The sequence below is a fragment of the Spirochaetota bacterium genome (assembly GCA_034190085.1).
GTDB lineage: Bacteria > Spirochaetota > UBA4802 > UBA4802 > JAFGDQ01 > JAXHTS01.
Genome location: JAXHTS010000006.1, coordinates 1 through 20,985 on the forward strand (window position 1 = coordinate 1; position 20,985 = coordinate 20,985).

General features: G+C 38.4%; 17 protein-coding genes. 4 read left to right on the forward strand and 13 right to left on the reverse strand.

The genetic code is table 11. From position 1 onward, the window contains the following. Positions 1 to 1,152 (forward strand): hypothetical protein (locus tag SVZ03_01105; protein MDY6932802.1); only part of this gene is annotated, 1,152 nt, incomplete at its 5' end. A 152-nt stretch (positions 1,153 to 1,304) separates the two neighbouring features. Here the strand turns inward: SVZ03_01105 and SVZ03_01110 are convergent. Further along, the gene (locus SVZ03_01110) at positions 1,305 to 2,666 is read right to left on the reverse strand and encodes a GNAT family N-acetyltransferase (protein MDY6932803.1); all 1,362 of its coding nucleotides are present in this window, start codon (positions 2,664 to 2,666) and stop codon (positions 1,305 to 1,307) included. Between the two features lie 126 nt (positions 2,667 to 2,792). After that, entirely contained in the window at positions 2,793 to 3,791 is a 999-nt protein-coding gene (locus SVZ03_01115) for a (Fe-S)-binding protein (protein MDY6932804.1), read from the reverse strand. 536 nt (positions 3,792 to 4,327) lie between these two features. Between SVZ03_01115 and SVZ03_01120 the strand changes: the two genes are divergently transcribed. Both SVZ03_01120 and SVZ03_01125 read left to right on the forward strand, forming a co-directional pair. Then, positions 4,328 to 6,283, forward strand: a complete 1,956-nt coding sequence (locus SVZ03_01120; protein MDY6932805.1) for an acetoacetate--CoA ligase — start codon at positions 4,328 to 4,330, stop codon at positions 6,281 to 6,283. Positions 6,284 to 6,304: 21 nt separating this feature from the next. Then, positions 6,305 to 7,078, forward strand: a complete 774-nt coding sequence (locus SVZ03_01125; GenBank protein MDY6932806.1) for a TIGR03084 family metal-binding protein — start codon at positions 6,305 to 6,307, stop codon at positions 7,076 to 7,078. Between the two features lie 298 nt (positions 7,079 to 7,376). Here the strand turns inward: SVZ03_01125 and SVZ03_01130 are convergent, their stop codons facing one another. The 4 genes from SVZ03_01130 to SVZ03_01145 all read right to left on the reverse strand — a co-directional run bounded on the left by SVZ03_01130 (position 7,377) and on the right by SVZ03_01145 (position 12,260). After that, the gene (locus SVZ03_01130; protein ID MDY6932807.1) at positions 7,377 to 8,129 is read right to left on the reverse strand and encodes a hypothetical protein; all 753 of its coding nucleotides are present in this window, start codon (positions 8,127 to 8,129) and stop codon (positions 7,377 to 7,379) included. 228 nt (positions 8,130 to 8,357) lie between these two features. Beyond that, complete coding sequence (locus tag SVZ03_01135; protein ID MDY6932808.1) at positions 8,358 to 9,356, reverse strand: hypothetical protein; 999 nt, start codon at positions 9,354 to 9,356, stop codon at positions 8,358 to 8,360. Further along, positions 9,353 to 10,594, reverse strand: a complete 1,242-nt coding sequence (locus tag SVZ03_01140; GenBank protein MDY6932809.1) for a molybdopterin molybdotransferase MoeA — start codon at positions 10,592 to 10,594, stop codon at positions 9,353 to 9,355. The genes SVZ03_01135 and SVZ03_01140 overlap by 4 nt, the downstream gene beginning before the upstream one ends. A gap of 481 nt (positions 10,595 to 11,075) precedes the next feature. Further along, entirely contained in the window at positions 11,076 to 12,260 is a 1,185-nt protein-coding gene (locus SVZ03_01145; protein MDY6932810.1) for an acyl-CoA dehydrogenase family protein, read from the reverse strand. Positions 12,261 to 12,748: 488 nt separating this feature from the next. Between SVZ03_01145 and SVZ03_01150 the strand changes: the two genes are divergently transcribed. Further along, positions 12,749 to 13,504 carry an SDR family oxidoreductase gene (locus SVZ03_01150; protein MDY6932811.1) on the forward strand — a complete coding sequence of 252 codons (756 nt, stop codon included), beginning with the start codon at positions 12,749 to 12,751 and terminating at the stop codon, positions 13,502 to 13,504. Between the two features lie 187 nt (positions 13,505 to 13,691). Here the strand turns inward: SVZ03_01150 and SVZ03_01155 are convergent, their stop codons facing one another. From SVZ03_01155 to fliF, 7 genes are all read right to left on the reverse strand, one after another. Beyond that, positions 13,692 to 14,291 (reverse strand): hypothetical protein, encoded by a 600-nt coding sequence (locus SVZ03_01155; GenBank protein ID MDY6932812.1) that lies wholly within the window; start codon positions 14,289 to 14,291, stop codon positions 13,692 to 13,694. A gap of 107 nt (positions 14,292 to 14,398) precedes the next feature. Then, on the reverse strand, positions 14,399 to 14,947 hold the full coding sequence (locus SVZ03_01160) for a lytic transglycosylase domain-containing protein (GenBank protein MDY6932813.1): 549 nt from the start codon (positions 14,945 to 14,947) through the stop codon (positions 14,399 to 14,401). 1 nt (position 14,948) lies between these two features. Then, a complete protein-coding gene (locus SVZ03_01165) occupies positions 14,949 to 15,422 on the reverse strand; it encodes a flagellar FliJ family protein (GenBank protein ID MDY6932814.1) in 474 nt (157 codons plus the stop codon). Positions 15,423 to 15,507: 85 nt separating this feature from the next. Continuing rightward, positions 15,508 to 16,914 carry a FliI/YscN family ATPase gene (locus tag SVZ03_01170; protein ID MDY6932815.1) on the reverse strand — a complete coding sequence of 469 codons (1,407 nt, stop codon included), beginning with the start codon at positions 16,912 to 16,914 and terminating at the stop codon, positions 15,508 to 15,510. 26 nt (positions 16,915 to 16,940) lie between these two features. Further along, positions 16,941 to 17,867 carry a flagellar assembly protein FliH gene (gene fliH / locus SVZ03_01175; protein MDY6932816.1) on the reverse strand — a complete coding sequence of 309 codons (927 nt, stop codon included), beginning with the start codon at positions 17,865 to 17,867 and terminating at the stop codon, positions 16,941 to 16,943. Then, positions 17,860 to 18,876 (reverse strand): flagellar motor switch protein FliG, encoded by a 1,017-nt coding sequence (gene fliG, locus SVZ03_01180; GenBank protein MDY6932817.1) that lies wholly within the window; start codon positions 18,874 to 18,876, stop codon positions 17,860 to 17,862. The genes fliH and fliG overlap by 8 nt, the downstream gene beginning before the upstream one ends. 230 nt (positions 18,877 to 19,106) lie before the next feature. After that, complete coding sequence (gene fliF / locus SVZ03_01185; protein MDY6932818.1) at positions 19,107 to 20,807, reverse strand: flagellar basal-body MS-ring/collar protein FliF; 1,701 nt, start codon at positions 20,805 to 20,807, stop codon at positions 19,107 to 19,109. Positions 20,808 to 20,985: the final 178 nt, after the last annotated feature.

The window sequence follows — 20,985 nt, forward strand, 5'->3', positions numbered from 1 at the left end:
AAGTATGCAGGCCAATGGAAGGATGGCAAGATGGATGGGGAGGGCACCTACACCTATGCGGATGGAAGTACCTATACTGGTAATTGGAAGGATGGCAAGCGAGATGGTGTTGGAACCATGAGTTGGGCTACAGGGGCTCGGAAGGGTGAGAAGTATGCAGGCCAATGGAAGGATGGCAAGATGGATGGGGAGGGCACCTACACCTATGCGGATGGAAGTACCTATACTGGTAATTGGAAGGATGGCAAGCGAGATGGTGTTGGAACCATGACCTGGGCTACAGGGGCTAGAAAGGGTGAGAAATATATAGGTCAATGGAAGGATGGTAAAATGGATGGAGAGGGCACCTACACCTATGCAGATGGAAATACCTATTCTGGTCAATGGGAAGAAGGGATGAGGCATGGACATGGTACCATGTCATGGGCCTCTGGGATTAGAAAGGGTGAGAAATATCAAGGCGAATGGATGGATGACAAGATGAACGGTCTTGGTAGATATACCTATGCAGATGGCAGAAGATACGCTGGCGATTGGATTGATGGGAAGAAGAATGGATATGGTATAATGTCCTGGACTAAAGGGAAGAAGAAGGGGCAAAAATATTCTGGGGAATGGGAAGATGATAAGATGGATGGTCAAGGGACATATACCTACGCTAGCGGCAAAACACGCACAGGTAAATGGAAGAAAGGCAAATGGTATGGGCTAGTCAAAGCAACTGTGTCAAAGAGAAATAAAAAGGCAACAAAAAGAAAATACTCGAAGAGGAAAAAGAAATATAACAGATCAAAATATGCTTCAAAGAGGAAGGTCCGCAAAAGAGCCCCGGCTTATACCTCAAAAGGGAAAAAAGGTAATTTTGATAAGCATCCAGGATATGATTATATATATATTCAAAAGGATTGGAGAAATTGGCATATGTTGGGTAGTGAGATGTCATTAGAACAATTTCTCATTGGCAAACCATTGCAGATTGAATATATTGATCAAAATGTAGTCAAGGTTCAGCTTGAGAAAATTTTCACTGCTAGAGATTACCAAGGTTATAAAAAAAGATATTGGAGAATTAAATTCAACGATGGTTCAAAGATGAAGGTGCCTGAATTGTCCATATGGAGAATAAAATTAATCGACACCATAAAGAAATAGAATATTCCTCAGTTGCATTCCTCGTATAAATTAAGAAAGATTTGTTAATGTAAAATTGTAATAGTAAAGATAATAACTGACACTCCGATATCCTACTTCCTATAGCAGGATTGTTTGAATCCTTACATTAAAATTGAGATCCATGCAGCCCATTATCGAAGGGTTATATCGCATTTTTCTATATAATTGATTGGATTGTATTTTTTTTTCATTGCCCTTAATCCTGGAATGCCCAAATCCTGCTCTCTGTTTATACAATCGACATATTCCTGCAGCACTGCTTGACCAAATAGATGTATCAGGGCTTGATAGGCCCCCCTTTTCCTGGATGCTTTTTCAAAATGGACATAGGCAGTTCTTTTAAATATCTCAACTATTGTAAAGCCCTGTAACACCCCATCCAAATAAATCCCTCCGATATTTACATCTAGTGGAATAAAGTGTGTCAGAGCTTTTCTGATTGCCTCGTTTTCTCTAATAATGACATCAGAAAGGAGTGAATCTCTCTTCATTCTTGCCAAGTAATTTATCATCCAATGATTCTGAAAGCTAAGAACCTCCTTGATCATTGATGGATTAATGATTTTTAACTCAGGATTTTTTCCCAAAAATTTTTTTAGATTTTGTCTCTGCTTTTGAAGCCCTGGGGAATTGAAATAAATGAGAGTCTTTGGATCATACAAATAATCATAATTATCTCTATCTTTGATAAAATTTAATTTGTCCTTGATCCGTGATTCAATGTCATCTGCTATATTGCATGGGACACAGGTAAACCTGCCGTTATTTGTCTTATCATGCAACCAATCAAGGCACTCCAATACTGTTTCCGATATTTTATTCACCCCAATTATTGGATATATACTATAGTCTTCATCACTTTTAGTAAAGACAACTACATTGTCATTCATTAAACTGAGATAGATCTGTCTTGATGGGCTGTCAAAAACAAATATATTTTCAAAAGTAACATCGCTTGGAACAACAGGTAGTGTCTGCAGGTATGAAATGTATTCCAGTCTATCCTCAATACCAATCCTTTTCATTTCTGGGAAATCAGGGATGTTTCTCGGATTAAAGAATAGGACGTAATAAGGCTTCCCCTCATACATACCTGGAATGTCTTCTTTAAAACCAAGTTCTTTATAGAAGTGAAGTCTTCCATATTCATAAAAGGACTCAACCCTTAATCTTTTATTATCTTTATAGGCAATCCTTTTAACAAACTCAACGAGCCTAGTACCCAATCCCTCTCTTCTGAATTTGGGAGCTACGACTATTGTACCAATCTTCAAACATCGCTTACTATTGTTTTCAGATTTTCCATCTTCTAAAACAACTGCGCCCTTGATCACACTCTTTACTTTTATAACATAACATCTCTGTTCATTAATAGCAGATTTAATATAATGATCTGAATTCCAATAAAAATTCTTAATATCGATTTTTAAATGAGTATTCAACTCCTTGACAGTGGTAAAATCCTTAATTGTTGCTTTCTTAATATGATTCATTATAATATCTCTATCAATATTAACCCTATAAACAATCTAAATCTATTAAGGAGTAAATACCTAATCCACTGAAAGATTTACTATATGCATGATTTTGATTTTATTAGACAAGGTATAGTATACAACTTAAATTGGAATCTCTTCTCCAATAGCTATTTTAGCAAGGTGGATAAGGTGAAGAGAGCGCATATTATTTTCTGAAGCCCCCTTCTTCATGCTCATATAACAGATCGGGCATAGATATACAATAGATTCTGCACCATATTCTTTTGCATCTTTTATGTTTCTATTCCTAACAGCCCTTCCCTTTTCTCTATCTCTAGGCATATATGGTGATCCACAACAGGAACCGAGTTCTTTATCATACTTCCGTGGTAGGCGTGTCGCTCCTACCAATGAAAAGAAATCATCCAGGATTGTATCCTTTTCCATTGAACACCATGAAGCGCATGGTTGTTGATAAGCGATCTTCATATTTATTGGATTTATTTTCTCAAAATTAGATTTAACATAATCCCGAAGAAACTCGATAATGTGAACAAATTTAAAGGGTATATCAATTCCATATTCCTTTGCCTTGTAATTTAGCAAGGCATAACAATCATCATGAAAGAAGATTATCTCATCATGTCCGAGGGAAGATAGATTCTCAATAAAACGGGAAGCGCCATCCCTTACCGGACTCTCTATTCCTAAATGATTGAATCCAATTCGACAGAAGTAATCACCACCCTTGACAAAGTTCATTCCTTCAAAAATAGCCCCGTCAAATAGCCCAGGGATAATGTCGCCAACTGCACAAAGTGATATCAATGGTTTATTCGGTTCTCCCTTAATGATCTCGCTTGGCATTTGGGATGCAGATCCCATCATTAGTAATGATTCTTCCGGTATTTCTAAGCAGTTGGTTCTCTCCTGGATTTCATTGATGAGATCAAAAGGATTTGCATCTTCTGGACAGTAATGATTACATGCCCCACATGTTATGCATTCTGTTACGATTTCAGCCACATTTCCATTTACTATCTCTCTCATTTGCTCAATAGATTTATCAATATCAAATGTAACATATTGACATTTGTCAAAACACTCACCACAAAATGTACACTTATTTTGATAAAACATACATATTCCTCCAAGGGTTTAAAACTTTAGCATAATTAATAGAATAAATTATACACCTTGCATTAAAATTATAAACATTAAAATAGATTTATAAAAAACAAAGACACAATTTTTTTGAGATCAATCATGAATGATTGCCTATATTTAATCCATCAAAATTCAATAAGTTATTATTATACTCATATCAGATATTATTTTTTTGCCCAATATCAACAATTTTTCTCAGGAATAGATTAAATTCATGAGTAATATATATCTCAATGAATATTAAAGATTTAGAAAAATAATGCCTCACAATTTAAAAGATGGTGTAAATTGTATCTTCATTTCGCATTGCATGCATAACAATGTAATGCGATTAAATGTTATATTGATGACATCATTCCCTTCCAATAGCGAGTATGCAATACCTTTGAAAGGGTATTATAAAAATTATTTACTCAGATACTGTTATTTCTTGACTTTTACAGTTCAACTGATTTGATAATCTAACGATTTTATTTCCGGTATTGAAATATATTAAAGGAGTTCACAAAATGGGAGAACCGATTTGGCAGCCCTCTGAGGATAGAATAAAGGGTACGAATATGTTTAAATTTTTGAATTATATTAATAAGAGATATGATAAGAGTTTTGTGGAATATGAAGATTTATACCAATGGTCAATCAACAATATTACATGTTTCTGGAGATCGCTTTGGGATTTTTTAGATATAATTCATTCAAAAACCTATGATGATGTTTTGATAGATGGGCATAAGATGCCCGGAGCCAGGTGGTTTGTTGGCTCAAAATTGAATTTTGCAGAAAACCTGTTGCGATATCGGGATGACCACATTGCCCTGATATTTAAGGGAGAGGCAGATGAACCTATCAGGATAACCTATAAGGAGTTGTATGATAGGGTTGCCAGGTTGGCAAAATCGATGAGGGAGATGGGAATTGTTACAGGTGATAGGGTAGTAGGCTTTATGCCAAACATGCCTGAGACTATTATAGCTATGTTGGCAGCGGCCAGCATCGGAGCGCTCTGGTCCTCCTGTTCGCCAGATTTCGGGATCAGGGGTGTGCTTGATCGTTTTGGGCAGATAGAGCCAAAGTTAATATTTACAGCCAATGGTTATCATTATAATGGCAAGAAATTTGATTCAATAGATAAAATAGCGAGTATCATAAAGGATTTACCTTCAATCGAAAGGGTGGTAGTCGTTCCATATACTGATAGTGAATCCGACATCAGCAGCATTCCAAGCGCAGTGCATTACAGAGATTTTATTTCTAAAGAGAATGGCCTTGATGTCACGTTTGAACAGTTGCCCTTTGAACATCCATTGTATATAATGTATTCTTCTGGCACAACCGGACTTCCCAAGTGCATGGTACAGGGCGGTGGCGGCATTCTAATACATCATATGAAGGAACTGATGCTGCATACTGATCTCAAGCGAGAAGATCGAATATTCTATTTTACTACGTGCGGTTGGATGATGTGGAATTGGCTAGTGAGCAGCCTTTCTATAGGGGCTTTAATAATCCTCTTTGATGGATCTCCATTCTATCCAAATCCTGGTGTTCTATTTCAGCTTGCGCAGGATGAGAAGATGACAATATTCGGGACAAGCGCAAAATATATATCAGCTTTAAGCAAGGAGAGTATCCAGCCCTGTAGTGAGTATGATCTCAGCGCTCTCAAGGCGCTGCTATCAACAGGATCTCCACTGACATCAGATGGCTTTGAATATGTCTACAATCATATTAAAAGCGATATCTGCCTCTCCTCCATATCTGGAGGAACAGACCTTAATGGTTGCTTCGCTGCTGGTAATCCTATGGGACCTGTCTATTCCGGAGAACTGCAATGCAGAACTCTTGCAATGAAGGTTGAGGCATTCAATGATATGGGTAAGCCTGTTACTCAAGAGAAAGGGGAACTAGTTTGCACAGCTCCCTTCCCATCGATGCCGACTTATTTCTGGAATGATCAGAATGGCGAGAAGTATCATAAGGCCTATTTTGACGTCTACCCCAATGTCTGGAGACATGGCGATTTTATTGAGATAACCGAGCATAATGGCGTTATTATTTATGGTAGGTCAGATGCAACCCTCAATCCTGGTGGTGTGCGGATAGGCACTGCTGAGATATACAGGCAGGTCGAAAACTTTGATGAGGTAACCGATAGTCTCGTTATAGGTCAGAATTGGAAGGATGATCTTAGAGTAATCCTTTTTGTAATGCTTGAAGAAGGGATTGGCCTTACTGATGAATTAAAGAATAAAATAAAAAAAACTATTCGGCAGAACACAACTCCTCGCCATGTACCAGCGAAGATAATTAAGATAGATGATATTCCTTACACTATAAACCTGAAGAAGGTTGAAATGGCTGTGAGGAATGTTATTCATGGGGAAGAGGTGTTAAACAGGGATGCACTAAAAAATCCTGAGGCGCTTGAGCTATATAAGGATCTTAAAGAGCTTCAGGAGGATTGATATAATTACGCGGAGGTATTGATGGAAGAGATATGTAATGATTTATCGAATGAGTATAATTCGCTAGATGACATTGTCAAAGATCTTGATGATGCGGGCTGGCACACCCTTACACCATTTTTGGAATGGACTGTTAGAGATGAGATCAGCCATTTAGCCTTTTTTGACAGCACAGCAAGGCTGGCTGCTACAGATCCTGAGGGATTTAATAAACATATTGAAGAGATAATGAGAGATCCAAAGGCCTTTGATAAGAAGCCTCGAGGTATTGGTAGGAATATGACCATAGAAAAGCTTCTGGAGTGGTGGAGGGAGGAGCGTAGAAGCCTTCTCGCAGCCCTTAGACCCCTGGAACCCAAATCGCGAATTCCATGGTATGGACCACCCATGAGTGCCAAAACCTTTGCAACAGCGCGTATTATGGAGACCTGGGCACATGGACAGGATGTTGTTGATGCCTTAGGAATAAAGCGTGAACAGACCAATCGGTTGTATCATGTAGCTCATATAGGTGTGCGTACATTTGGATTTAGTTTCTCGAATAATGGTCTTGAAGTCCCAGATGCATCGGTTCGTGTTGAGCTTAAGAGTCCAGATAACGAGCTATGGACATGGGGGCCGGAGGATAGTAAGAATACAGTTCAAGGACCTGTGGAGGATTTCTGTTTGGTTGTGACTCAACGGCGACCTGTCAGCAAAACCGCTATTGTAACCAATGGAGATGTTGCTGCACAGTGGATGTCCATTGCACAAGCCTTCGCAGGTTTGCCCATAAAGGATATTGAACCTGGATAGATGCCCTGACCGGTTAACATAAGATTTGAAATTTATCATATCATACCCCCCTGAGTGTACGTGTAATTATCCTGTAGGGATGATGAGATGGTAGAGTATTCACTGTATCTATAAGTTATCTGAAATAAGATCAATTTTGTATTTATGCATAGGATAATAATTTAATGCATATTCAAGGAAGATTGGAAAAAATCATTATTTCCCATGGTATTTGGATAAGAGAGGAAGCAAATGATTTCTTGAAAAAGTCATTCAGTTGGTTGCTGTAATATGGAAGACTTTACTATAAAAAGGTGTGTCAATCTATACCAACTTCATTATGGGAAGGACCTTTTGATTTATCAGGAATCAGGGTTGAATATTCATTTATCTCATCTTTGGTTATCGCGAAATAATTTATATAAGTAAAGTAAGTGAATGGAAGGGTACCGAGCATAAATAGCGTCCCTTCCAACTTGCTAAAATAATCTCCATGTAGCATTTGTGTAAGACCAGGAATAGCAGACTCTATAAATGCGCCCAATACATTGTCTAATTCAACATCTTTTACAGTTAGCATTCCCTTATTTGAAGAATCATTATTCTTGACCCCATCTAATTGTGCAATCAGTTCGCAAGCAATTGAATCAATATCCTCTTCGATCATATCTTCTAATAACGATCCTTCATTCAAGCTATAATCATTTGATTCTCTATTATCATATATACTGTTAGTAATAATTAAAATCCTGCCATCTTTTTCTACATTCTCAAACTGAATCATCTTTGCGTATAGCTGCTTCCCAATATTTAGATTATATTGGATATCAAGACATCTTGTCGGATAAAATGTACCTTCATTAAGGATCAACTCAATTTGAGATTTTTCAATAGCCCTATATCTCCCAGTGCATATCAATTTCGTCTTAATGTTATTTGCAATTGATTCAGAAAGATTCTCAGATACATTATTGGTTTTCATACCAAATGCTTCCAATCCCATCAGCCCTTCAGGATATACATGCTGTATTAACAAAAAGAATAATAATATAATTAGATATATACTTCTCATGATAAAATCCTATCAAATAAAAGTAAAACCGTTAATTGATCAAGATTAATAATACGTTTAATCCCTATAGATATAATGAATATAATTTTAACCCTATTTTTTACTATTATTCTCTATTGATTATAGAGAGGGTAGTGTCAAGAAATATTTACACTAAATTTATAACGCTTAAAAGTAGCCTTCTGATGATAATATATAAAAACTGATAGCGACAGTATAATGTTTCATTCAGATTCTCATTTTTTTTAGTAATATCTCTTCTATACTACCTGTTGCATAGATTGTAGATGGATTAGAGTTTTTTTGAAATATCTTTATCCCCCAAGTATTTTCTGGGGATCTGCCATATCTCCTGGCTATGCATCCCAAGGAAGCCAAATCATCGCTAGATAATCTTCCCTTAACAAACATTAAGGGCCCCTTAAACTCCGGTGCAACAAAATAATCTGCTTCATTCATATATTGTTCAAGTGCAAAGTTCTCTCTTTCGTTTCTTGAGACAATTAATTTCGCGGATGCATGCAGTCTGTAATGCCGGCCTACTGTTAGTAGGTATACATCGGTCATAGTATAATCTGTACAATAATTGAAGAGGTCTTTTAATCTTCTAGATATATTCATATCAGTTAAGAGACATCCTCCAGATGGAGAGGAGTAATCAGATATATTATATTTGTCCGCTAATTCCATCTGATACCTCCTGGAGCGCCCATTGATTGATAAAAGCTTATTTCTGTCTATCATTCCCTCCATCTCAGGTATTGTTGGTCTTAAGAGCCTTGCAGAGAGTGGCCTCAATAGATATCCTCTAAGACCACTCTCCTTCTCAATATGATTCAGCATGTGTTTCATCTGCGACATTGGCCTTTGACCAACCACCTCCCCTGTGGCTACAAAGAAGGCATTTGTCTCCTTCATCATATCTTTAGCCTTTTTTAGAAAATATATTTTACAATCGATACAGGGATTCATATTTTTCCCATGACCATGGGGAGGATCTTTAACTATTTCCATATACTCACTATTACAATGATAGAACCTCAGAGGTAATCCAATACTCTTAGCTAATAGAGAAGGATAGCTCTCTTCCAGGTTGCTGGTCTTTGGGGTAAAGGGAGAGACAAAGTGTATTCCAGTGAGTAGAATATTTTGTTCCATAAGTATCCTCGCTGCCAGAAGGCTGTCCAATCCTCCGGAATAGAGTAGAATACCTTTTTTGTGATTCATTCTATCTCCTCGTGATGAATGAGCTGAATAGATACCCTTTCTCCAGCATGAACCCCTTCAATGCCGATTGGGAGGAGGATGATGCAATTTGCCCTACTCATTGAACTTAGTATGCCTGATCCTTGAGAACCTGTTGTCTTTACATACAATTCTCCGTCATTTATAGTAAAATGACCCCTGATAAAATTTACTCTATCCGGCTTTTTCCTAATACCCTCTTCAAGGATTGCATTGACAGTGGGTATATTTATCCTTTCAGCCCCCATCAGCTTCAAAATAGCGGGTCTAACAAACTGGTAAAAGGAGATCATAGTGGAGACGGGGTTACCTGGTAGACCAAAGAAGAGTTTATGACCCTTTATTCCGAAGATGCAGGGCTTCCCTGGCTTCATCCTGATTGATTCAAATTTAATATCCACTCCAAGATCAATCATCACATCCTTTACAAAGTCGTATCTCCCCATCGAAACCCCACCGGTGGTTATTATTACATCATATTTAAAGGCCTGGTTTAATTTTTCCTTTGTTTCATCTATATCATCCCGTGCAATTCCCAAGTAATGTGGGATTGTGTTATATCTTTTAATCTCTGAATATAATGTATATGAGTTGCTGTTTCTTATCTGCCCAGGATGAAGCACTTCTCCGATGTCTACAATTTCATCACCAGTTGAGATGATAGCAACCTCAGGTCTTCTATATAGCATTACCTCTTGATAATTCAGGGAGGCCAATATACCGATATCAGCTGATCTCAATAGGTGGCCGCTTTGAAGGATGAGACCACCCTTTCTGATATCTTCGCCAGCAAGCCTTATGTTTTCGCCCTTTTTAACCTCTCTATAGATACTTACTATGCCATCCTCTTCACAGGTGTCCTCAAATTGCACCACAGCATCAGCGCTCTTCGGTATAGGAGCCCCTGTCATAATTCTAATTACGGAACCACTGGAAATCCTTATACCTTGATGATCCCCTCCTGCCTGTACTTCTCCAAGCACAGGCAACTTAACCGGTCTTTCCCGATTAGAGCCAATTGTATCAGCTGCTATTATCGCATATCCATCCATAGCGGAATTGTCAAGTAGCGGGATATTAATACTTGATATAATATCCTCAAATAATACTCTTTTAGTAGCATCAAGGATTGAAACCCTCTCCCCCTTAAGTTGTATTATTGAGTTAAGAATTATATCTGTTGCTTCTTCCACTGTTACTACTATCTTGCTTACTTTCATTATTACTCCTCTATTGGAATCAATGGATCTATATTTCTATTTTACCTAAAGCACTTTATCGGAATATGCTCTATAATTATTATTTCAAACTGATAGGAAAAACCTCACTTTTAGGTGAAGAAATTAGTATTATTGATTTAAGTCTTGAAAACCACCACTCATAGTGATGGTTTCATTCATTTGTTGCTCAACTTTTTGATCTAATGCATATTTAAGGGATTATACCTTTCAGAGGAACAGTTAATCCAATGGTAGTAGTTGACTTTTTAGATTTTCATGAAAGAAGGAAATGGAACCATAATTTGTAAAATGTCAATACAATTAGTAGTAATCCATGCAGTGCTTCGAAATGTATAATCTTCAACAATCCATTCCCAGACTTTTTATATGCAATGAATAAGACATTATAATAGAAGTAAAAATAATAATGTACATAATTATTTAAAATATGTAAATCTGGATATTCTGAAGCATGAATGAATTATTTTAGTTGATTACGGGAAAATCCAAGTATGTTGCGGGCGATAACCAGCATCTGAATCTGTCCTGTTCCCTCGAAGAGATCAGTTATCTTTGAATCTCTCATCCATTTTTCTACCAACCATTCTCGGGAATAGCCCAGTGGCCCTAAAAGTTCCACACACTTTTGGGTTACAAGTGTTGCTGACCGCCCTGCTTTGGCTTTGGCACAGGAAGCCTCAAGGCTATTCCTCTCTCCCTTGTCGAGCATGGCAGCAGATTTCCATACAAGAAGACGGGCTGCCTCGAGATTAGCCTCCATGTCTAGGACTGTCTTTTGAACCGCGTTTAATTCATACAGGTTGCGATCATAGGGGAAGGTAAATCCCTCCTCCCTTAACTTCTCTTCTGTGAATTCCAGTGCTGCTTGAGCCACACCAAGAGCCATAGCGCCAACAACCGGACGTGTCATATCAAAGGTTTTCATTACACCCTTAAATCCACCCTTTTGTTTGATCTCAGGACTACCCAGGATATTATCATAGGGTATTCGACAATCCTCAAACACAATGGCCATGGTATCTGAGACTCGGATACCGAGTTTTTTTTCGCGTTTTACAATGTTCATCCCTTTCCTGAATTTTTCTACCACAAAGCTCTTTATAGCTGGTCTGCCTTGATTGCGGTCAAGTGTTGCCCAGACAACCACAGCATCGCAGTGATGTCCTGATGTAACAAAAATTTTTTCTCCATTGATAATCCATTCATTAGTTTCTGTATCAAGTTTTGCAGTTGTTGTGATGGCAGCGGAGTCTGAACCACACCCAGGCTCGGTAATAGCCATAGCGGCAAACATATTTCCAAAGCGTTCCCTCTGTTCAGGTGTGGCTACAGCATTAATGGCGGCATTCCCAAGTCCCATGCGAGAAGCCTCCCTACCAATATAAGCACTCCCCCATGCGCGTGCTTCACTCATCATTGCCATTGTTATTCCACCGCCTTCAGCAGGTTTTTCACCAGATTGCATCTTTGCTTGGATTACCGCGGCGTTTTGTCTGATCTTTTCGATTATTTCTTCTTTAACATCATCGTGTTCATGTTCATATTCATCATAATAGCGATCATGGGGCCTAATCTCTTTCTGGGCAAAATCACGCTCCATTTTAATGATTTCTTTTGTCAGTGGTGCTATTTCAAAATCAATCATTAGATCCTCCTTAAAATATACATACATCCTCTCAAAATATCTATATTAGCAAGATGGGACTATGATTGATTGCAGTTCAAAAAAAATCAACTAAAAAAGTGAACTCTGTCATATTACATACCTATTGTAAATACACCAAGGTTGCGATGAGCCTTACTATTGGTTGGGGGATAGCATAACCTACTTCAGATTTTTGAATAGGTATATATTTTTATTAATATTTTATCATTATTCTTGACATTCACATAAATGATAATTATTGATTATCAGAACTAAAATAAGTCTTGAGTTGGTAAGGACCTTGAGGCTAAGAAAAGAGTCTGCATTCCAGCAGCGGATTTTGAGTGAGTTATTAGTTGAACTCTGTTATTAAATGCTCAGAATATCATTGGGATAATTTGAATATAGCTTAAGCAGCGTTGATGTCAATGGTCTTATCTTCAGCATTTTACAGGAGAATTTTCTAAAAATTAAGGGAGGTAGTAACAATGGGATTAGATGGAAAGGTGGCAATTGTAACAGCATCGGCTGGGGCGGGTATCGGCCAAGCGATTGTCCGAAGATTGGCACAGGATGGCGCTAACATTGTAGTTGTCGATACACATGAAAGGAGGACAAAGGAGGTTACTGAGTCTCTTAAGTCAGATGGGCATAAGGCAATAGGCGTTATTTGTGATGTGTCTAAAAGCGATCAGGTAGAAAATATGACTAAAGAGACATTAGAAGCTTTTGGGAGAATTGATATTTTGGTAAATAATGCGGGTAGGGAAGTGCTTGCCCCGATTGTAGAGACCACAGAGGAGAATTGGGATTTAGTTATAAATGTTTGCCTAAAGGGGACATTCTTATGCACAAAATCTGTACTCCCAACTATGATTAGCCAAAAGGGCGGAAATATCGTTAATATCGCCTCTGTTGATGGTTATGTCGGTTCTCCAGTGGGCGAATGCTCATACTGTTCAGCTAAGGCAGGTATTATGGCTTTTACTAGGGTTACGGCTGCAGAGTATGCTCAGCATGGTGTACGAGCAAATTGTCTTGCCCCGGGCTTTGTCCCCAATCCATTTCTTGAGAGGATATATTCCCCTGAAATGCTCGATGCAATGGCAAAGATGAGTGTCTTAGGACGGGGAGCAAAACCTGAAGAGATGGCAAGCATCGTAGCATTCCTGGTTTCTGAGGATTCAAGTTATTTAACCGGAGAAGTAATTAGCGCTAGCGGAGGTTTATACTGGAGGCCATAAGAGCGAGTATATCTCAGGAATTACCTGATTGCTCAAATGCTATGATTTGAGTGATATCCATTCGTTGTCTAATATCAATAAAGCGTACACATAGGTAACACCAAACCGCGGGATTAAATACTAGCAACTAATTAAGGGATTATCTCATCTTTTGATGGGGATAAAGTGAATAGAACATGCTTTGCTACTAAATTTGAGTCATCAAGTACATAATCTGGCTGGCTTTTTCCCGCGGCATGAGTGAAATCAGATAAGATGTAATGCTGATCTGCCCAGCCTCCTCAGCATTAATATCCATCTGTCGCAGCACATCAATTAATAGAGGTTCTTCCCATTTTATCATTATTTGGACAGCTTCATCCGGTCTCATGCTCGCAATCTTTTGCGCAAGGTCAATTACATTCTTGCTATATCCGGAATATCTCTTCTTGGCCTCTTCCTGTCTTTTCTTCTCAATATCTAAACCATTCCTAATCTCTTCAAGCTCTTCTCTCTCTTTTGCTATTTTCTTTTCTTTCTCTAATATTTCCGCCTCCCGCTTATCCAACTCATCAATCCTTTCCAATAATTTCTTTTTCTCTTTATTGAATTCCTCACGCTCTATAAGTGATGGTTCGTCATCATCAGAATCTATTACAAGTGGTATCTCTCTTTTGTAATATTGTTGTAGCTCTTTATTTAAGTTTATTAGCCCTATATAATCAAGCCAGAAAAATCCAGCCATAAATACAAATATTATAATCATTAGTAGATAGAATATCTTCGCTCTTTCGGATACATTATTCATCTCTTTATCCCTATCCCTTATCTAATTGACTATGCCCTGCATTTAATGCATATTATTTACAACTTTATCGCTTCATTAGTCCTGATTTAGCAATTATTGACAGTATTTCATTGTGCATTTTTCAAATAGGCATTTATTACCTTTTGTATATACTCCTTAGTCTCCTTATATGGCGGAATACCATTATTGTCATCAACAGCTTTTTCTCCAGCATTGTAGGCTGCAAGGGCTTTCTTGTAATCCCCATCATATTTTTCTAAAAGTCCTTTTAGGATAGTTACTCCACCCTTTATATTTTCTTGGATGTCAAAGGGGTTTGATATTCCAATATTCTTAATAACACTAGGCATGAGTTGCATTAGTCCAAGTGCCCCTTTATTTGAGACAGCGTTGGGTCTGTAACCAGACTCAGCTTCGATAACAGCGTTGACAAGGGATGGGGGAACCCTATTTATTCTAGCAATTTCATTCGCTGTCTTCTTGATTTCAGGGATAGAAGTATCATTGTTTGTCTGCTTAATTTGAAAATTTTCTTTTGCCTTATTGTCAAACCTTTGCGACTTAGTGATATTATCGGCAATATTATGTCTCATAGAAATAAATTTTTTTCTAATCTCAGTTATTCTATTTAATACAATGTTCATTCCCTCTGTCATATTAGATCCTCCTTGTTATTTCACCCTCAGTCCCTCTTCTTGAATATAGCTTTTGATTGGAATCATCATTTTCCTTTATTATCTCTCTATTTAAATCAATGAGATACTCCTTCCATCTCTTATCTCTAAGATGTTCAACAACCTTTCGTTTCTTCGATGCCTCATTGAGTTGATCCCTTATCCTTTGTATCTCAGGATTATAGCTATTTATCCTCTCATTTAAGGATTTGATAATCGTAAAAGAAGAATCCTTAAATCTTTGAAAATTCATAATATCATTATAGGTATACACTTCATTCTTGAGTTTATCACTAAATTTTATTCTTTCAGAAGATACCCTTTGTCTATATTCCTCTTGTCTCAATCTCTCGGCATTTTGACTGCTTATAAGTTCTGCTAGTTTTCTCTGAATTTCTTTCTCTTCAGCAATTCGTAAGTCTAAAAGCCTTTGGAGTTTAAACTCAAATCTTTTCATTTAACATATATTTTTTAAGATATCAAAATAAAAATAAGCGTTTTTAATCTGTGAGCATTATATTTTTGTTGATAGTCTATCTTATTTATCGCCTTGTCGTATGCGTAAAATATGGGATCGGGGTTCTTGGTTCCTTTTGGGAGATGTCAATTTTATCTTTTGTAAACAGAGCCTTGAGTCGACTTGTAATGTTTTCATAGGTGTCTTTTTCAAATATCTCTTGCCTCAGAAAGCTGTTCATCTCATCCATCATATCGATAGCCCTATCAACCTGAGGATTTGATCCCTTGGCATAGGCCCCAAGATTTATGAGATCTTCAGCATCCCTATATGCGGCTAGGAACTCTCTAAATTGATTGGAGGCTCTTAGATGAGTAGGTTCCACAACATCTTTCATGCATCTCGAAATGGAGGAAAGAACATCAATAGCTGGGTAATGCCCTTTATGCGCAAGATTTCGATCCAGAACGATATGTCCATCCAGAATTCCCCTGACAGCATCAGAAATAGGTTCATTCATATCATCAGCCTCAACTAGGATGGCATAAAACCCAGTAATGCTTCCCCCCTGTTCCCGCGTGCCCGCCCTCTCAAGGAGTTTGGGAAGAATAGAGAAAACTGATGGGGGATATCCCCTGGTTGCTGTTGGCTCCCCTGAGGCTAATCCGACCTCTCTTTGGGCCAAGGCGAACCTGGTTACAGAGTCCATCAATAGGTTGACATCATTACCCTGATCCCTGAAATATTCAGCAATAGCGTGTGCTAGGAAGGCTCCCCTTAGGCGTAGCATTGGAGGCTCATCAGAGGTCGCTACTACAACAACTGAGCGCTCCAAAGCCTCAGGGCCAAGCTCCATCTCAACAAAATTTCTAACTTCACGTCCTCGCTCACCAATAAGGGCAATTACATTCACATCAGCAGCAGTGTTCCTGGCGATCATACCGAGTAGAACTGATTTCCCAACTCCAGAACCAGAGAAGATACCCATTCTCTGCCCCTTGCCAGCAGTAATAAAACCGTCAATTGATCTAATCCCCACTGATAATGGTTCATTTATTAGGGTTCTTTCTAAGGGATTTGTCGTCTTTCCTTGGGCTGGATATCTTTGTTTTGTTAATATATCTCCCTTTCCATCGAGTGGTTTGCCAATGCCATTTATGATTCTTCCTAATAGTTCTTCACCTACTGGAACCATTAGAGATGATCCTACTGAGATTACATCAGCCCCGGCTATAACCCCATTCATCTCGCCTACAGGCATCAGGACAATCCTGTTCTTATTGAATCCCACAACCTCGGCTAAAAGGTACTGATTCCCTTCAAGCCTTATCTTGCAGAGTTCGCCATGTTTAACAACAGGTCCATTAGACTCAATGGTGAGACCAACTACCCTTTCCACTTTCCCAGTAAATTGAAGGACATCAACCTCTTCAATTATATCTTTATATTTCGAGAGTATATCTACCCTTTCATGAGGGAGGATTCTAATCATTCTCTTATACCTATTTGTTTAATAATCTATGCTGAACCTACACTGCGTATAGATTCTTCTATTGCATCAAGTTGAGTAGATATTCTGGCATCGATTGCCCCTACATCCGTTTCTATAATGCAGCCTCCTCTATCTACTCTGGAATCCTCGTATATGTTTACCTTCTTCAGGGATTCCATCATCTTAATCAATTCATCCTTATGTGCAGTGGTCATATCAAGATCAGCGAAGTTGACCCTTATATCAATTCTGTCCCTATCCTTTATCCTCATTATCGATTCTTTAATATTGTTGATTACAACCTCCCTCCTCTCAACGATCTCATCTTTAATTACCTTTCTTGCTATCATAAGAATCATTTCTGTCATTAGTTTTTCTGATGATCGGATAATTTCGTCTCGTATATCAACAGCAGTAGCGACAATTGTGCCTAATCTGTCTATTAACCTCATCACCTCAGCCTGGCCCTCATTATATCCCTCTTCGCGTCCTGCCTCATAGCCCTTCTTATATGCCTCATGCTCGATTTCGGAAACCTTAAGTTCCGCTTCCTTGATCATCTTCTCCGCTTCATATTTCCCACGCTCAATTTCCTGATCGGATTCAATCTTTAATTTTTCCTTCTCTCCCTTTATCTGCTCCTTCGCATTTTGAAGCTCATTAAAGGCGGCAACCTTGCCCCTTTCCTCTATACTCTTTGCCTCTTCCTTGGCCTCCTCAATCATCCTTCGAACTTCTTCTTCAGTTTCCCTCCTGTATTGCTCAAGCTCTGCCTCCATCTCTTCCACTGAGGGGCCTTGATATACATCAAGGGGATTGCCGTCTTCATCTACCTCAAATTCCTTATACTCCTCATCAGTGAGCACATTTTTTTGATACATTTCAGGAAGTTCAATCTGCTTTGTTATCTGATTATATTGAACTTCATTTGGTTTAAAAACAAGTTTAGACAACCAACTCCTCCTCGCCAGCTCGTGCTACTATGATTTCTCCGGCTTCTTCAAGTTTTCTTATTATATTTACTATCTTCTGCTGGGCCTCTTCCACATCCCTGATTCGTATAGGACCCATAAAATCCATGTCCTCCCTCAGCAATGTTGCGGCTCTCTTTGACATATTTCTATATATCTTTTCCTGAACTTCTGTATCAACACCCTTAAGGGCTTTTGCTAAATCTTGAGTATCGACCTCTCTTAGAACCTTTTGGATTGACCTGTCATCCAAGAGCACAATATCCTCAAAAATAAACATCCTTTTTTTAATCTCTTCTGCAAGTTCTGGATCCTCTTCTTCCAGCGCCTCTATAATTATCTTTTCGGTACCCCTATCCACCTGGTTGAGTACCTCAACAATCGCCTCAATACCGCCGGCAGAGGTATAATCTTCGCTCGCAAGGGTTGAGAGCTTCCTTTCAAGAACCCTCTCCACCTCTCTAAGTACGTCAGGTGATGTCCTGTCCATTGTAGCAATTCGTCTTGCGACATCTGCCTGAATCTGGTGATTTAGGCCGGAAAGGATCAGAGCCGCCTTATTTGGATCGAGATAAGCAAGGATCAATGCTATTGTCTGTGGATGCTCTCCCTGGATAAAGTTCAATAGATGGCTTGGGTCAGTCCTTCGGATAAAATCAAAGGGTCTTACCTGGAGTGAAGAGGTTAATCTGTTGACAATATCTATTGCTTTTTGTGTTCCAAGGGCTCTTTCCAGAACCTCTCGTGCATAATCAATACCGCCAGATGCGATAAATTCCTGAGCCATCATCATCTCTTGAAATTCCATCAAAACCCTGTCTTTGTCATCAGGCTCTATCTTATCCAGTCTGGCTATCTCAAAAGTAAGCTGTTCAATCTCATCCTCCCTGAGATGTTTGAATATCTCAGAGGAGACATCTGAACCAAGAGACACAAGAAAGACGGCTGCTTTTTGCCTTCCGGAAAGTTGTGACTTCTTGGATTGAAGCATTCTAATTCCTCACATATTATCTTTATTTATGGCATTGCAATTACCCACAGGTGATAGCTTAGTCTACTGGGATATAAAAAAGGGGTAATAGCTTATAGTAACTTATCGTTATAGATATATTGAAGTCAAAGTCAAGAGATGAGTATTTCCCTCCCCTTTAAAACAATAATATAATCAATAATGTTTAGATGTCAAAGGAAAAAAGATAGACTTCCATCTGAATTACAATTCTATTCTTCAGCAAGCCATGTCTTTAAGAGTCGAGCCACATCATCAGGCCTCTCGCGTGCTAGATTAACAGCATTTTCCTGGAGTTCCAATCTGGCTTTTTCCTCGAGGGAGAGTTCAACCTCAACGCCCTCTTCCTCAGCGGCCCGAAGAGCTGCTTCCCTCATCCTCTGCTGCTCTAGAGCAATCTGTTCTTCTTTTATTCTCCTTCTTCTTGCTAACTCTTTATTTATTGCTCGAAACATAACTACGCCAACGAAGAGCGCTAACACTCCCAGTAGCGCGGCTATTAGCATCTTTCTCAACCGTTCCTTTTTAATGAATTCTTCTCTCAGTCTATTCCATTGTTTTGACCTATCGAACATAATATTCTCAACTGCGACTTGATCTCCCCTTGCCTCATTGTAATTGATGGCCTTTTTAACAATATTTTCTCCCTGCTTTAATTCCTGTTTGGTTAGAGGTTTCTGAATAATTTTTTTTGTGGGATTATAATCATAATTGCCGTCTGCTTTTCTTGGAAGTTCCTGATATCCATCAATCGCTATTGCAACAGAGATGGCGGCTATATCGTAGGGATCTCTTTTAATCTTCCTCATCGTTTTGTTCACAGAATAGTTTCTAACATTTTCATCCTTATCGTATTTCGCGTATTGGTCATCGCTGGCCTTATATCCTGGTGGTTTATTGCCCTCTGTGCCTGCAGGGCCCTCAGGATTCCATCCATGACCCTGAAAATGTTCTTTTGTGCTCTTTTCAGAAATTATAAAGGAATCCTTTACCTTCCTTTCCGAATAGGGTGTTGTGGGATTATCTGGCTCCATCTCAATTGGAGTATATTCTTCATTTTCTTCTGATATGCTGTCCCAGTTAAAATCCATATTGAGTCTAACTATCTGGATTCTGTCAGGTGAGTATATCCTTTCCAATCCCTTCCTGATGTCTCGTAATAATTGAACCCTGCCCTTTTCTTCAATTTTTCTTCTATATTCAAGAAGGGTGTATTCGGCCTTTGCCTGATCGAATTCATCATCAAAATCAGATATTATTTTACCGTGCTCATCAGTTACAGTGACATTTTCAGGTTTTAGTTTCCTGCCAACAGCCCTAGATACCAGATACATTATGCCCTTTATCTCTTTGTTGCTCAGTTTATCATATCCACTGGCTAAATAGACGGAAACAGCGGCAGTATATTGACTATCCTTCTCTGTGAAGAGTTCATCCTCTGTAATGGCGATCTCAATATCTGCCTTTTCTATATTTTTTAATGATTCGATATGCCTCTTAATCTCATCCCTCAGGGCTCTCATATACTTTACATTCAGTTCTTTATCTGTTTCTGTCCATTTTGATATATCAAATAACTTCCATCCTGGAATACCTTTAGGGATCATATCCTCCTGAGCAAGATGAGTCATTATTATCTCTCTCTGTTCTGGTTTAACAAAAATTGTAGTAGTACCAGAGGTGGAATAGTGATATCCGCTCTCCTCTAACTTCTTTGTAACCTGACCAAACTCCTCTGAAGAGAGATCAGCAAAGAGGACAATATCTGCCTTGCCGCTCGATATAGATAAGAGCACAACAAGGGATATTACCACCACTCCAATAACAACGCCAAAAATTATTTTCTTTGTATTGTCGAGCTTGCTGTAAATATCTTTTATCTGGTTAAACAATTTTTTAAAAAACTCAACCATAACATCTCTCCCGTGGTTTGTGAAATAGAAAATATGCTAGTAATGGGACAAGGATAAAGTGACATAATACATAAATCAAACAATAAAAAAAATGTAAACAAAAAATTACATTATTTAAGTAAAAAGAGACTTTTATGCCCTAGGAATAAAGAGTAAAGTAAAAGATAATATCCATTCC